The 14,150-nt window shown below is 63.2% G+C and carries 17 protein-coding genes; 4 read left to right on the top strand and 13 right to left on the bottom strand.

Annotated elements, in window-relative coordinates:
* The first annotated feature begins 226 nt into the window (after nt 1–226).
* The gene (locus E4O92_RS20310; RefSeq protein WP_229483590.1) at nt 227–2,185 is read left to right on the top strand and encodes a serine hydrolase domain-containing protein; all 1,959 of its coding nucleotides are present in this window, start codon (nt 227–229) and stop codon (nt 2,183–2,185) included.
* A gap of 21 nt (nt 2,186–2,206) precedes the next feature.
* Here E4O92_RS20310 and E4O92_RS20305 read toward each other — a convergent pair whose 3' ends face one another.
* The 12 genes from E4O92_RS20305 to mltG all read right to left on the bottom strand — a co-directional run bounded on the left by E4O92_RS20305 (nt 2,207) and on the right by mltG (nt 10,876).
* Nucleotides 2,207–3,190, bottom strand: a complete 984-nt coding sequence (locus E4O92_RS20305) for a zinc-dependent alcohol dehydrogenase family protein (protein WP_135191482.1) — start codon at nt 3,188–3,190, stop codon at nt 2,207–2,209.
* A 45-nt stretch (nt 3,191–3,235) separates the two neighbouring features.
* Nucleotides 3,236–3,916, bottom strand: coding sequence for an alpha/beta hydrolase (locus E4O92_RS20300; RefSeq protein WP_135191474.1), 681 nt, complete (start codon nt 3,914–3,916; stop codon nt 3,236–3,238).
* Nucleotides 3,917–3,970: 54 nt separating this feature from the next.
* On the bottom strand, nt 3,971–4,870 hold the full coding sequence (lpxO, locus tag E4O92_RS20295; protein ID WP_135191473.1) for a lipid A hydroxylase LpxO: 900 nt from the start codon (nt 4,868–4,870) through the stop codon (nt 3,971–3,973).
* 143 nt (nt 4,871–5,013) lie between these two features.
* Nucleotides 5,014–5,241, bottom strand: a complete 228-nt coding sequence (locus E4O92_RS20290) for a DUF6139 family protein (protein WP_135191472.1) — start codon at nt 5,239–5,241, stop codon at nt 5,014–5,016.
* Between the two features lie 115 nt (nt 5,242–5,356).
* Entirely contained in the window at nt 5,357–5,557 is a 201-nt protein-coding gene (locus tag E4O92_RS20285; protein WP_135191471.1) for a hypothetical protein, read from the bottom strand.
* Nucleotides 5,558–5,692: 135 nt separating this feature from the next.
* Nucleotides 5,693–6,364: an ankyrin repeat domain-containing protein gene (locus E4O92_RS20280; protein WP_135191470.1), complete on the bottom strand. Its 672-nt coding sequence runs from the start codon at nt 6,362–6,364 to the stop codon at nt 5,693–5,695.
* A gap of 4 nt (nt 6,365–6,368) precedes the next feature.
* The gene (locus E4O92_RS20275; RefSeq protein WP_135191469.1) at nt 6,369–7,151 is read right to left on the bottom strand and encodes a TatD family hydrolase; all 783 of its coding nucleotides are present in this window, start codon (nt 7,149–7,151) and stop codon (nt 6,369–6,371) included.
* Between the two features lie 180 nt (nt 7,152–7,331).
* Nucleotides 7,332–7,850 (bottom strand): GNAT family N-acetyltransferase, encoded by a 519-nt coding sequence (locus tag E4O92_RS20270; protein ID WP_135191468.1) that lies wholly within the window; start codon nt 7,848–7,850, stop codon nt 7,332–7,334.
* Nucleotides 7,851–7,865: 15 nt separating this feature from the next.
* The gene (locus E4O92_RS20265; protein ID WP_135191467.1) at nt 7,866–8,243 is read right to left on the bottom strand and encodes a PilZ domain-containing protein; all 378 of its coding nucleotides are present in this window, start codon (nt 8,241–8,243) and stop codon (nt 7,866–7,868) included.
* A 10-nt stretch (nt 8,244–8,253) separates the two neighbouring features.
* On the bottom strand, nt 8,254–9,270 hold the full coding sequence (locus E4O92_RS20260; protein ID WP_135191466.1) for a DNA polymerase III subunit delta': 1,017 nt from the start codon (nt 9,268–9,270) through the stop codon (nt 8,254–8,256).
* Complete coding sequence (tmk, locus tag E4O92_RS20255; protein WP_135191465.1) at nt 9,267–9,878, bottom strand: dTMP kinase; 612 nt, start codon at nt 9,876–9,878, stop codon at nt 9,267–9,269. Before tmk ends, E4O92_RS20260 begins: the two co-directional genes overlap by 4 nt.
* Entirely contained in the window at nt 9,875–10,876 is a 1,002-nt protein-coding gene (gene mltG, locus E4O92_RS20250; RefSeq protein WP_135191464.1) for an endolytic transglycosylase MltG, read from the bottom strand. Before mltG ends, tmk begins: the two co-directional genes overlap by 4 nt.
* Before the next feature lie 100 nt (nt 10,877–10,976).
* On the opposite strand from mltG, the gene ygfZ reads away from it, so the two are divergent.
* From ygfZ to E4O92_RS20235, 3 genes are read left to right on the top strand one after another with little or no spacing between them, the layout of a single operon-like run.
* On the top strand, nt 10,977–12,035 hold the full coding sequence (ygfZ, locus tag E4O92_RS20245) for a CAF17-like 4Fe-4S cluster assembly/insertion protein YgfZ (RefSeq protein WP_135191463.1): 1,059 nt from the start codon (nt 10,977–10,979) through the stop codon (nt 12,033–12,035).
* 3 nt (nt 12,036–12,038) lie between these two features.
* The gene (locus tag E4O92_RS20240; protein ID WP_135191462.1) at nt 12,039–12,329 is read left to right on the top strand and encodes a DUF4936 family protein; all 291 of its coding nucleotides are present in this window, start codon (nt 12,039–12,041) and stop codon (nt 12,327–12,329) included.
* Entirely contained in the window at nt 12,320–13,078 is a 759-nt protein-coding gene (locus E4O92_RS20235; protein WP_135191461.1) for an NRDE family protein, read from the top strand. Before E4O92_RS20240 ends, E4O92_RS20235 begins: the two co-directional genes overlap by 10 nt.
* 180 nt (nt 13,079–13,258) lie before the next feature.
* On the opposite strand, the gene E4O92_RS20230 is transcribed toward E4O92_RS20235, so the two are convergent.
* Entirely contained in the window at nt 13,259–14,149 is an 891-nt protein-coding gene (locus E4O92_RS20230) for an SDR family NAD(P)-dependent oxidoreductase (protein WP_135191460.1), read from the bottom strand.
* Nucleotide 14,150: the final 1 nt, after the last annotated feature.

Genomic DNA, 14,150 nt, shown 5'->3' with positions numbered 1-14,150 from the left:
TGGGGCCTGGGGCAAATGCGGACCGTAGGTGTGCAGCTTTGCTGCGCACGCGGTCACGGCATGCAGGCTCGCGGCTGCCGCACCTCTGCGCAAATTTCGCGAACCGCGTGCGCAGCAAAGCTGCACACCCTACGCCTTTCTCTCCGCTAATCCGTGAAGAACCTGTTTTTTTGCGGCACTACATGCTAATGTGAAAATTATCATTTCGATATGAGGGGATCTTCACATGCGTGCACGCAAGCTTAGTTTCCTCGCTTTTGCCGTGATGTTGGCCATGACCGCCACTGGCCAGGAGCTCGATGGCAAACTCTCCGCTGATACATCCCTCGTTTCGGGTGCTAACAAAATCAGTGGCGCGCGTGACTGGACAGTTCAGCGCGAAAACGGACTTTTGGTGCTGGGTGCGCCGGAAGGTGATACCCAACTGGTTCTGGTGGAGGTGAGCGCAGCCAATGCCCCGGCGGCGACCGCCGCAGCCTGGGCTCGATACCAGCCTGCCTTTAAGCGGACGATACGGCAAGTGACCAGGCACCCGGCCACCAATGGTTGGCAGCAGCACACGGTCACCCAGTATGAAACCTCGCCGAATGAAAAACGCCAGGTGGAGGCGCACGCATTGCGCAACGGCGCATCCTGGACCGTGCTGCTGATCGATGGTAGCGAACACACCTTGAACAAGCGTGAAGCCGCTCACATACTTGCCGTGAAAAGCTTGCAGCCAAAGGATTATGTGCGTGAATCCTTTGCCGGTCGCGTACCAATGCGGTTGGATGCCGGCCGTCAGCAGCAGGTGCGCAGCTTCCTGCGCGATTCGATGAAAACTCTGGGAATTCCCGGCCTGTCCTATGCCTTGCTCGACCGCGGCAAGGTGGTGTTTGAAGGTGGACTGGGCGTGCGTGAACTGGGTAAGCCGGCGCCGGTCGATGAACATACGCTGTTCATGGCCGCCTCCAATACCAAGGGCATGACCACGCTGCTGCTGTCGACCTTGGTGGATGAGGGCAAGATAAAGTGGGATCAGCCTGTAACGCAGGTTTATCCTGATTTCAAGTTGGGCAATGCCGAGACCACCTCGCAGGTGCTGTTCAAACACCTGGTCTGCGCATGCACTGGTTTGCCGCGCAAGGATCTGGAAATGTTTTTCGAATACGAGGGCGCGGGGCCAGAGTATTCGTTGAAACTGCTGTCCAACGTCAGCCCGACCAGCGGCTTCGGCGAAGTCTATCAATACAATAATCTGATGCCGTCCGCTGCCGGCTACATTGCCGGCCAGATCGTGTATCCCGGCAAGCCGCTGGGCGCAGCCTATGATGAGGCGATGCAGAATCGCATCTTCACGCCGCTGGGCATGAACTCGAGCACCTTCGATATGGAGCGGGCACTGCGCTCGAACCATGCCAGCGCGCACGCCACCAATCTGGACGGCAAGATCGAAGTGATGCCGATGTACCTCAATTACAACGTGCTACCGCATCGTCCGGGAGGCGGCGTGTGGACTTCCGCCCACGACATGAGCCGTTATGTGATGCTGGAGGCCAATCAGGGCAAACTGCCCGACGGCACGCAAATGGTATCGGCCGACGCCCTGCTGGCGCGTCGTGCCCCGCAAATTTCGGAGGGTGAAAACAGCAACTACGGCATGGGCTTGTCGTTGGCGACCGAATGGGGCGTCCCAGTGCTCTACCATGGTGGAAGCTTGTTCGGATTTAAGAGCAATTTCTATCTGCTGCCGGACAGCGGCATCGGCGTAGTGCTGCTGACCAATTCGGATCAGGGGGCCTTGTTGGAACGCCCACTCCTGCGGCGCTTGCTGGAAATCGTCTATGACGGCAAACCAGAAGCCGTGGAAACTGTGCGACTCGTCGCCGAGCGTGATGCGCACGAGCGCATGATGGAGCGCCGCCGTAACAAGCCGGCTTTGGCAGCAGCGGCAGGCCTGGCACGTCGCTATCGCAGTCCCGAGTTGGGGGAGTTGACCGTGCATCGCCAAGGAAAGGAGGTCGTATTCGATTTTGGCGAATGGAAATCGCCAATGGGTGCGCGCAAAAATGAGGATGGAAGCCTCTCATTTGTGACGACCGCTGCCGGCATGGAAGGGTTTGAATTTGTCGCCGGCGGCAAATCGGGCCAGCGCACGCTGCTCATCCGTGACGGGCAACACGAGTACACCTTCAAGGAAATTTGAGACGGGTAGCGCGCCTCTTCACTACGGCACGAGTACGGCTGCACCGTCGAAGCGCCCTGCGCGCAGGGCGTCAAGCGCATCGTTCGCTTCGCGCAATGGAAACACAACTGGTGCAGTCTTGACCTGCCCCTGCGCCACCAGCGAGAAGAACTGCTCGCCGTCGGCGCGCGTGAGGTTCGCAACCGAGCGCACGCTGCGTTCGCCCCACAGCAGCGCATACGGAAAGGCGGGAATGTCGCTCATGTGTATGCCCGCGCAGACGATCGTGGCGCCCTTGGCGCTGGCCGCCAGCGCGCGCGGCACCAGCTCGCCAATCGGCGCGAACAGGATCGCCGCATCGAGCGGCGCCGGGCACGGGTCCTGTGCGGCGCCGGCCCAGCTGGCGCCAAGCGAGCGGGCGAACTGCTGCGAATGAAAGTCGCCCGGACGGGTGAACGCGAACACCTCGCGGCCCTGGAGCACCGCCAGCTGGGCGATGATGTGCGCCGCTGCGCCGAATCCATACAGTCCGATCCGCTGCGCCTGCCCGGCCATGGCATAGGCGCGGTAGCCGATCAGGCCGGCGCACAGCAGCGGCGCCGCATGGGCATCGTCGTAGGCTGCTGGCAGCGCATGGCAATAGCGCTCGTCGGCCACTGCGAATTCGGCATAGCCGCCGTTGAGGTCATAGCCGGTGAACACGGCGCTGTCGCACAAGTTCTCGCGCCCTTGCAGGCAGTAGCGGCAATGGCCGCAGGTGCCGGCCAGCCAGGGAATGCCTACCCGTTGCCCCATCCGAAAGCGACTGGCGCCGTGCCCCATTGCGGCCACCGTGCCGACCACCTCATGGCCCGGCACCAGCGGCAGCGCATGCGCCGGCAACTCGCCGTCAACGATATGCAGGTCGGTACGGCACACGCCGCAGGCCGCCACCTTGACCAGCACCTCGCCAGCGCCGGGCATGGGGAGCGGGATTTCGGCCTCGGAGAGCGGGCTACCTGCGCGCTCCAGCACCATCGCCCGCATCGTCGCGCCCTGGCCGGGAAAGCTGTCCGTGGCCATGCTGCCCCCTCAGATCGCGCGGTCGAGAAACCAGTCGGCGGCGCGCCAGGCAATTTCCGGCGGGATCACGTGGCCGCCGTCGAATTCGTCGTAAAGCACCGTGTACTGGGCGGCGCGCAATTGGCGCACGATGGTCCGGCCGCAGGCATTGATGGGCAGCACGCTGTCCTCGATGCCATGCGAAATGAAGATGCTGGGATTGCCGCGCGGCCGGCCCGGGCCGATAAAGCCGGGCGAGAACGCGAGGATATGGCTGAACAGGTCGCCATTGGCCAGGCCCAGCGAGAGCGCGTACGAGGCGCCATCGGAAAAGCCGCCGATCGCCAAGTGCATCGGGTCGACCGCGTAGCGCGCGAACACATAGGCCAGCGCGCGGTCGGCCAGGTCGCGGTCGGGGCCGTAAGCCCGGTTGGTGATGATATCCCAGGTGGTGTCATGCGAAGCCGGCGCAAGCAGGATCAGCCCGGCGCGCTCGGCCAGGTGCAACAGTACACGGATGCCGTCGTGCGCGTGGCCGCCGGCGCCATGCAGCAGCAGTACCAGCGGCGAAGGCTCGGCAACGTCATAAGATGGGGGGACGAAAAGATAGCTGTCGCGTTCGCCACCAAAGTGAAGTTGTTGCAAGCCAACCGGCGCCGGGCTGGTCACCGGCGTCGGACGCGCCGTCAGGTGGGCCTGTCCCGCCGCCATGCGCTCATCCCCCAAATCGCGTTAAGAACGCGGGGGAGCGCGTTTAGTTCCCGGTCAGATCCAGTAGACCAGGGCGGCGATCCCGACGATGAGCGCGTACTTGGTGAGCTTGTAGGCGGTCTTGTTCCAGGCCTTGTAACGGCGGCGGTACTGGCCCATGTGGTACGAAATGCGGAACAGCTTGCTGACAAGACCAGTCTGGTCGCCCGCCTCGTTGGGCGAGCTGGCGGCGGTCATCATGGTGCGGCCGAGCCAGCGGTTGATCGCCTGCATCCAGCCAAAGCGCATCGGCCGCTCGACGTCGCAGAACAGGATGATGCGGTCGCTTTCGCTGCCGTTGGTGGCCCAGTGGATGTAGGTTTCGTCGAAGATCACGCCCTGGCCGTCGCGCCAGCTGTAGCGCTGGCCGTCCACTTCGATAAAGCAGCGGTCGTCGTTCGGCGTGGCCAGGCCCAGGTGGTAGCGCAGCGAACCCGCGAACGGATCGCGATGCTTGTTCAGTTTGCCGCCGGGCGGCAGTTCGGCGAACATGGCGGCCTTGACCGACGGAATACTCTGCAGCAACTTGTAGGTTTCCGGGCACAAGCGCTCGGCGGACGGATGGCTGGCGTCGTACCATTTGAGGTAAAAACGCTTCCAGCCGGTCTTGAAGAAGGAATTGAAGCCGGCATCGTCGTTCTTTTCGGCGGCCTTAATCTTTTGCAGCGACACCAGGTGTTCGGCTTCGGCCCGGATCACCTGCCAGTTCTGCTGCAGCGGCGCCAGTTCGGGGAACTCGCCAACCGGAATGTAGGGCGTGCTGGGCACCTTGGAAAACAGGTGCATGAAGATATTGATGGGCGCCATGAACGACGAATGGTCGAACAACTGGCGGCCGAACGGCAGGCGCACCTTGCCACGGAAATGGATGTGCAGGATCGAGAGTACGAAAAAACCAACCACTGCCCACTTCATTGCGCTCCCCCTCCAGCAGACCACTGCTGACCATTCAAAATCGACGCGCAAGGATACCATATCCGGTCCGCTGCTGTGGACGGCCGGCGGGCGGTTCGGTGACACCGCGGCGGCAGCGTTGGGCCGCCGCGCGAAACTTAGAATCAGTGGATCGTGGACGTTACCGCATACCCTTTTTCGGCGATCTGCCTGGTCAGGTTGTCGATGTCGTAGTCCGGCAGTTGGTCGACGTTGTCGTCAACTTCGTAGGCGCGGGCTTCGATCAGCCAATCGGTATTGGTCGCTTCCTCGGGAATGTTGCGGGCCTCGGGCACGGCCAGGTAGGAGAATTTGCCATCGGTTTCGGCTCTGCGATAAATGTCCAGACGCATAATCGTTTCCTATCACTCAAAAGTCCGCCTCCGGATTGAAAGCGGAGGAGTCCTCAGGGTAGTTGATCGCCCAGCAACGGTCTGTTAATTGGAGCACAGACCCGGCAGTACGCACTCAACGCCCCGGGCTGCCGCCAAGTATCCGGGCCGGCAGCATCACCACCGCGCGCAGCAGTCCGAACACCGCCTCGACCCCGATGCCAACCAGCCGGAACGGCAAAGTCAGCAGCCAGACGAGCGGATACAGCACCAGTGCCAGCAGGGCCAACGGCCAGCACAGAAAGAGTAATACCAGCCACACCAGGAAACTGAACATCGTCCGCTCCGTGTCGGAAAACTATCGGTACCGAGACTGTACGGCTTGTGCCAGGGCGTTTCAATTATGATGCGATAAACGGTGTCCTGGCACGACTAGCGGGCAAAATACCGCGACAAGTGGCTTGCTGCCGGCTCAACGCCCCTTGGCCTGCGCCTCGATTGCCGAGGAGAGTGCGGCTTGCCCGGCGCGTTCGGCGATCTGGGCCGCGGTCAGGTCTTCGCTGTTCTTGAGCCTGGGGTTGGCGCCCTGCTCGATCAGCAGTTGCGCGGTCGAATGCCGGCCTTCGCGCGCCGCCAGCATCAATGGCGTGTATAGGCCGCTGGCCGGTGGCGACACGGCGTCGATCCTGGCGCCGCGCTGGAGCAGGATGCGGGCGATCTCGTCGTCGCCGGCCGCTGCCGCATAGTGCAGCGCGGTCCAGCCCTGGCGATCGACCGCCGCACCCTTGTTCAAGAGCGCCATCAACGCTGGTTTGTTGTGCTTGAACGCCGCCATCATCAGCGCCGTATTGCCGTTGAGGGCGTTGACCTCGATATTGGTGCTTGGATTCGCGAGCAGCACCTCGAGCACCTGCATCGACCCTTCGCGCACAGCCGCCACCAGCGCCGGCTCGCCGCCGACAGGATTCTTGGCATTCGGGTCCAGCCCTTTGCCCAGCAGGGCCTGGACAGTCCGCGCATCGTCCATCTGGACGGCCCGGAAGAAGTTAAAGGATTCTTCCGGCGTTGCCGCCTGCGCCGCCCCGAACCACATGCAAGCCATTACGAAGAACAGGCGAAAGATGGTGCGGCGGGCATGGCGCATGGTCTCAGTTCCTTTGTATGTTGAACAGCTTGAAGAAGTTGTCGGTGGTCTGCTGCGCCACGTCGCGCAGCGATACGCCCTTGAGCTCGGCAATGAACTCGGCCACGTGCGGCACGAAGCCGGGCTCGTTCATTTTGCCACGGTACGGCACCGGCGCGAGATAGGGAGAGTCGGTTTCGATCAACATTCGTTCAAGCGGAACGGCGCGTGCGACCGCCTGCAACTCTTTGGCGCTCTTGAAAGTGACGATGCCGGAAAAGGAAATGTAAAAGCCCATTTCCATCGCCGCTTCGGCCACCTCGAGCGACTCGGTGAAGCAATGCATCACGCCGGCGGCGCCGCCCTTGTCGGGTGCGGCTCCCTCCTCCTGCATGATGCGGATGGTATCAAGGCTGGCCGAGCGCGTATGGATGATCAGCGGCTTGCCGCTCTCGCGCGAGGCGCGGATGTGGGTGCGGAAGCGTTCCCGCTGCCATTCGAGGTCGCCCTCGAGGCGGTAATAGTCCAGGCCCGTCTCGCCGATCGCGACGATCTTCGGGTGGCGGGCCAGCTCGACCAGTTGTTCTACGCTGGGTTCAGGCGTGTCCTCGTAGTCGGGATGTACGCCGACCGATGCATAAATGTGCGGATACTGCTCCGCCAGCGCGAGCACCTGCGGAAAGTCAGGCAGGTCGACCGAGACGCACAGCGCATGCGTGACATGGTTCTCGGCCATCTTGGCCAGGATCTCCGGCATGCGCGCCGCGAGCTCGGGGAAGTTGATATGGCAATGGGAATCGATAAACATCCCGCCATTTTAGCCGAGGTGGGAGAACGTCGCTTCGCGCTGCCGCTTGCCGAGGGCGTCGTAGGGTGCGCACCCCGTGCGCACGCGGTACGTGTGCGTCCGGGGCCAACACTTCTCGACCGTACAGCGTGCGCACAGGTCCTCGGCGGCCCCGCGCCCCCTACGCCTCCTGCAGGCTTTTCAGGCCACCCGTTTTCCCAGAATGATCAGATCGCGTTCGATCCCATCCAGATTGGCCACGCGCGGAAAATGCGCCCAGGTCTCGAAGTCGTACTTGCGAAACAGCGCCAGGCTGGCCGCATTGTGTCCGAAAATGAAACCCAGCAGCGTGTGCACCTGGACCTGCGGCGCAAACGCGATCGCCTGCTCGAGGCAGTAACGTCCGATCCCCTTGCCGCGCCAGTGCTCGGCAATGTAGATCGACAGTTCCGCCGTACCAGAATACGCGGGCCGTCCATAAAAGTTCGAATACGACAGCCATCCGATCACTTCCGGCTCGTTGGACCTGTCATCCGCCGAATGGATCACCCACAGCGGACGCCGCTCCGGCGTATGGTCGTTGAACCAGCCTTCGCGCGATTCCACGCTGATGGGCTCGGTATCTGCGGTGACTTCGCGTGAAGCAATGGTGGAGTTGTAGATGTCGACAATGACCGGCAGGTCGTCGCGGCGGGCGAGGCGGTGAACGTAAGACGGCATAAAACTTTGGTTGAATTACAGGGTGTGCGTCGCGCGCGAGGAACGCAGCGCGGCGCCAAGAATCTCTTCGATGCGCAGCTTGGCGCGCTGGCCGGTTTCGTCGGCCGGGAAATGCACGCCGATGCCTTGCGCCTTGTTGTTGTTGGCCCCGGCCGGCGTGATCCACACCACCTTGCCCGCGATCGGGTACTTGTTCGGATCGTCCATCAGCGACAAGATCAGGTAGATTTCATCGCCGATCTTGTACGGTTTGGTCGTCGGCACGAACATGCCGCCATGTTTCAGGAACGGCATGTAAGCGGCATACAGTGCTGCTTTTTCCTTAATGGCAAGCGAGAGCACCGACGGTCGCGGCACGTTCGAAACAGTCGTATCGCCGGGATTGCCACTCATTCAATTCCTTTCAGCTGCAACATCCAGTGTAATCAAGCAGCATGTCTTCGACAAACAGTCTTGGCGACAACGGATGATCGGCCACCGCGCGCCGCTCGTTTGCCGCCTTGATTGCACGCATCAGGCTGGCAGTGTGCACGTTTGTGGCCAGAGCCGCAAGTTCCTTCTGGTAGCGCGGATAATATCGTATCTTCCCGGATAATTTGAACGACAACACGTCGTACAACCAGCGCTGCTGCCACGCGACCAGCATCGGCAACGGGGCCTTGGACAGCCGGTCGGCCGTCTTGAGCGCGTTGTCCACGTTCGGATGCGCCAGCAATTGCAGCAGGACTTCCATATCCTCGCGGTTGCCGGTTTCGGCCTGCGCCAGCGCCGCCAGCGGCGCGCCGCCCTGCTCGCGCAACCAGCTGTCGGCGTCCGGCACGCCCTGCGCCTTCAGCCACTCCAGTGCCTGCGCATGGTCGGGCATTGGCAGCGCGAACTTGCGGCAGCGCGACAGGATGGTCGGCAGCAGCCGGTCCAGGCTGTTGGAGGCCACCAGGAACACGGTGCCCGGCGGCGGCTCTTCCAGCGTCTTCAGCAGCGCGTTGGAAGCGGGCATGTTCAGCGCCTCGGCCGGGTACAGCACCACCACGCGCAAGCCCTGGCGGTGGGTCGAGATGTTCATGAAGTCCGCGAGCGCGCGGATCTGCTCGATCTTGATTTCCTTGGACGGGGTTTTGGACTTGGCCTTCTTTTCCTCGCCGCCCTCCTCGCCCTCGGCTGGCGGCTCGTCCTCCAGCGCCTCCGGGCGCACGCGCCGGTAGTCCGGGTGGTTGCCCTGCACGAACCAGCCGCACGAGGCGCACTGGCCGCAGGCCTGGCCGCCAGGTCCCACGTTCTCGCACAGCAAGGCCTGCGCGAACGCTTCCATGAAGTCGGCCTTGCCGATCCCGGCCGCGCCATGGAACAGGATCGCGTGCGGCAGGCGTTCGCGCAACTGCCGCAGCTGCGACCAGGCGGCCTGCTGCCAGGGGTAAATCACAACAACCTCTCCAGCGCCAGGGTGATGCGCCCGCGCGTCTCCTCGATGCTCCGGGTTGAATCGATGACGGCGATACGGTCCGGGAACTGGGCGGCGCGGCGCAGGTACTCGTCACGGCAGCGCGAAAAAAAGCCCATCTGTTCCTGTTCGAACTTGTCCAGTGTGCGGGTCGCGTTCAAGCGCTCGCGCGCCACCTCGACCGGCACGTCGAACACCAGCGTCAAGTCCGGCTGCAGGTGCGGATGCACCCAGTGCTCGAGCGCTTCCATCTTGGCGCGGTCCATGCCGCGCCCGGCGCTCTGGTAGGCAAAGCTGGCATCGGTAAAGCGGTCAGACAACACCCAGTGGCCGCGCGCCAGGCCCGGCTCGATCACCTGGGCCATGTGCTCGCGGCGGCTGGCGAACATCAGCAGGGCCTCCGTTTCGAGATGCATCTTTTCATGCAGCAACAGGTCGCGCAGCTTCTCGCCCAGCGCCGTGCCGCCCGGCTCGCGCGAAGAAACGACCGTCTTGCCGCGACTTGTGAGGAAATCGGTGACAAAGCCGATGTGGGTCGACTTGCCTGCGCCGTCGATGCCCTCGAAGGTAATGAATTTGCCGCCGGTCATGGGGTGCTCGCCCCTCGTTGATACTGGTTCACTGCTTTGTTATGGTCCGAAAGATTGTCCGAGAATTTGCTTGTGCCGTCGCCGCGCGAAACGAAATACAGCGCCTCGGTCTTGGCCGGAGACAGCGCCGCCTGCAGCGACTGAACGCCAGGCAAGGAGATCGGCGTCGGCGGCAGCCCGCTGCGCACATAGGTGTTATACGCCGTATCCGTTTCCAGGTCCTTCTTGCGGATCTTGCCTTCGTACTTCTCGCCCATGCCGTAGATCACGGTCGGATCGGTCTGCAGCAACATGCCCGCCTTCAGGCGATTGACGAACACACCGGCGATCAACCCGCGCTCGCTCTTCTGCCCCGTCTCCTTTTCGACGATCGAAGCCATGATCAGCGCCTGGTACGGACTGGAATACGGCAGGTTCGGATCGCGCTTTTCCCAGGCTGCATTGAGGCGATTCATCATCGCCTGATGCGCCAGCTTGTAGATCTGCAAGTCGCTCGATCCCTTCGCGAACAGGTAGGTATCCGGGAAGAACATCCCTTCCGGGTGCTCGAACGCCGGGTCGATCTTGGCGATCACTTCCTTGTCGGACATGTTCGCCGTGTCGTGGCGCAGCGACTTGGCGCCTGCCAGCGCCTCGCGCATCTGGCGGAAGGTCCAGCCTTCGATGATCGTGACCGATTCCTGCGCAAATTCGCCGCGCACCAGCTGCGTGAGCAGGCGGCGCGGCGAGGTATTGGGTTTGAGCTCATAGGTGCCGGCCTTGATGCGCGCTGCCTTGCCCGTTGCCCGCGCAAGCAGTCCGAACAGGAACGGGTTGACCGGCACGCCGGCATTCGCGATTTGTTGCGCCGCAGCGCCGACACCCGAGCCTGGCGCAACGGTGAAATCGATGACGGCTTCCCCGGTCGTGATCGGCTGCTGTGACCAGTAGGAAAAACCGGCAAGCGCCGCAACGGACACGATCACACCGGCAGCGATGAGTTTTCTTATTAGTGCCATTCTTTCCGTGAAGTTTTGCGCCGTTCCCGGCGCGATTTGCTCGACAACTCTATAATGAGGCCGTAATGATAAAGCCTATTCGGGAATATTTTTAGGAAATATGAGTAACTGGATCGACTACCTCTCCTCTCAAGGCGCCCGCTTCCACATCGACGAAGCGGGCCAGGTTGAAGATTTCGGCCGCGTCTTGAGCCGCGCCGAGCTTGCCGACGGCTTCGTCGCGCCGGCCACCGACCTCGGCCTGATCGGCGTTGCCGGCGAGGACGCCGCCAGTTTCCTGCACAACCAACTGACCAACGATGTCGAGCATCTTAGCCGCACCGAAGCCCGGCTGGCCGGCTATTGCACACCGAAAGGCCGCTTGCAGGCGACCTGCCTGATGTGGCGCGACGAGCAATCCATCTACCTGCAGCTGCCGCGTGCCATCCAGGCGCCGCTGCAAAAGCGCCTGACCATGTTCGTGCTGCGCGCCAAGGCCAAGCTGCGCGACGCCACTGCCGAGCCGCAATATGAGGCGGTCCTCGGCCTGGGCGGCGCCAAAGCCGAGGCGGCGCTCTCCGAACACTTCGGTGCACTGCCCGCTGTTCCCTATGCAAAGCTCGATCATGACCTGGGCGCCGTCATTCGCCTGGCGGACGCGTTCGACGCGCCGCGCTACCTGTGGCTGACCTCGGCACAGACCGCGATCGCCGCGATACCAAAGCTCAAGGCCCGGCTCGCGCTTGGCGGCAATGTTGCCTGGCACCTCGCCGCGATCCACGCAGGCGTCCCCCAAGTGACACTCAAAACCCAGGAACAGTTCGTCCCGCAGATGGTGAATTTTGAGCTGGTGGGCGGCGTGAACTTCAAAAAAGGCTGCTACCCGGGCCAGGAAATCGTCGCGCGCAGCCAGTATCTTGGCAAGCTCAAGCGCAGGATGGTGCTCGCCAGCGTCGATAACGCCGCCGCGCAACCCGGCGAGGAAGTGTTTTCGAGCGCGGACCCGGAACAGCCAGCCGGCATGATCGTCAACGCCGCCGCAAACGGCGCGGGCGGTGCCGATGTGCTGGTCGAAATCAAACTGGCTGCGCTGACCGATGCGGTCCATCTCGGCTCCGCCGCCGGCGCGCAGCTCAGCGTGCTGCCGATGCCGTATTCGCTCGACGCGGCGGGCACCTGAGCCATGTTCGACCTGTACGTCTATTACAAAGTGCGCTGCGAACACGCGGCGCGCCTGGAACCGTTGGTACGCGCCATGCAGGCGGCGCTCGGTGAACACCGCGAAGTCGCGGCCCAGCTCAAGCGTCGTCCTGAGATGACAGATGGCCTGCAGACCTGGATGGAAGTGTATGCCGGAGTGGATGCCGCCTTCGGCGAAGTTCTGGATGCCGCCGCCCGCGGCGCGGGCCTGGCCAGCCTGATCGAAGGCCCGCGCCACGCTGAGGTATTTACGGATTTGACGCCATGTGCCTGATCGTTTTTGCATGGAAGGTGATCCCCGGCGTGCCGATCATCGCCGCCGCCAACCGCGACGAATACTACGACCGCCCGGCGACGCCGGCCGCTCCCTGGCCCGACCATCCCAACATGATCGCGGGGCGCGATCTGAAAGGCGGCGGCAGCTGGATGGGCGTGAGCCTGATTGGTCCCAATGGTGCCCGGTTCGCGGCGCTGACCAACATCCGCGCGCCCGGCGAGCGGCGCGACGACGCGCCCACACGCGGCGTGCTGGTCGCCGACTTCCTCAAGGGCGAGCTGACCGCATCCAGCTACCTCGAACGCATTGCGCCGGGCGCGCATCGCTACAACGGATTTAACCTGGTGCTGGGCGACCGGGACGGACTTTACTGGTATTCCAACCGCGGCGAGGGTGATCCGCGTAACGGGCAGCTGCTCGAGCCGGGCATCTACGGCATCTCCAACGGACTGCTCGACGCGCCCTGGCCCAAGGTCCTGCGCACCAAAGCCCAGTTCGCGAGCCTGCTGTGCCAAGGCGCGCCCGAGGAAGCCTATTTCGAAATGCTGGCCGATACCACCCGCGCGCCTGATCTGCGCTTGCCGGAAACCGGAGTGCCGCTGGACCTGGAGCGCCAGCTATCCGCGGTGTGTATCGAAACGCCGGGGTACGGCACGCGCACCTCGACGGTCGTCAGGCTCTACACCGACGCGCCACCTGAACTGCAGGAACGCGTGCTGCAGCCTGAAGGGCAAGTTTGCGTTTGAGGAGGCGGTGCGGGTAGGTGCCGGAGCCAACGATTAATCAACCGTACCGCGTGCGCACGGGTGCGCACCCTACGATTTGCATCAGCCGCGACCTGTCGGAGTAGGGGGCGCGCGGCCGGCGAGGACCTGTGCGCACGCGGTACGGCGATCACACGTACCGCGTACGACAAAATACGTACCCTACAACTTCGAACGCAGCATATCCGTGATTTGCGGGCTCGCCGCATACAGATCCGGCGGCGGCTCCTCGTGCAGGATCGCCTCTATGCGCGCCGCCATGCTTTGAAGCGCCGGCGCAGGCACACCGATGTAGAACCACCCGTCACGCACCGCATCGAAGGCGATCCGCGCCACCTCGGCCGCCGGCATCCTGACTGACGCCGTATCCAGCAGTCCCTGAAGAGCAAGCTGTCCGGCCTCGGCCATCTGGTCGTTCCTCAGGTCCTCCTGCCGCTGGTGATGCGAACGCGCGGGCGCCGCCGGCACAATGTGCGAGCACAGCACCGACACGCCTATCGGCGCCTGAACCAGCCGCAGATCGTGATACAGCGTCTCGCTCAGCGACACCACCCCGTGCCCGGGCACGTTACAGGCACCCATCGCCGGCGCATTGACCAGCCCCGCCATCGAAGCCGTGTTGACGATATGCCCTTCAAAGCCGGCATGACGCCTGGCGCAATCGAGCATCAACTTGGTAAAGACGCGCACGCCGTGGATTACGCCCCACAGGTTCACGCCCAGCACCCACTCCCAGTCGGCCTCGGTATTTTCCCAGACCAGGCCGCCGGCAGCCACACCGGCATTGTTGAATACGAGGTGCACCTCGCCGAAACGCGCGATAGCCGAATCGGCCAGTTCCTGCACCAGCCGTGCCTTGCTCACGTCGCACACCATCGACAACACCTCGGCGCCCTGGCCGAGCAGCTCGCTGGTCGCGCGCTCGAGCGCATGCACCTGCACGTCGGCCAGCACCAGCTTCATCTCTAGCTCGGCGGCCCGGTTCGCCAGCTCGCGTCCGATGCCGCCCGCCGCGCCTGTGATCACGGCCACCTTGCCGCGAAAGTCCTTCATC

The organism is Massilia horti (assembly GCF_004614195.1).
GTDB lineage: Bacteria > Pseudomonadota > Gammaproteobacteria > Burkholderiales > Burkholderiaceae_D > Telluria > Telluria horti.
The sequence above is the reverse complement of the archived record's forward strand: the minus strand, read 5'-3'. Positions and strand labels throughout refer to the sequence as shown.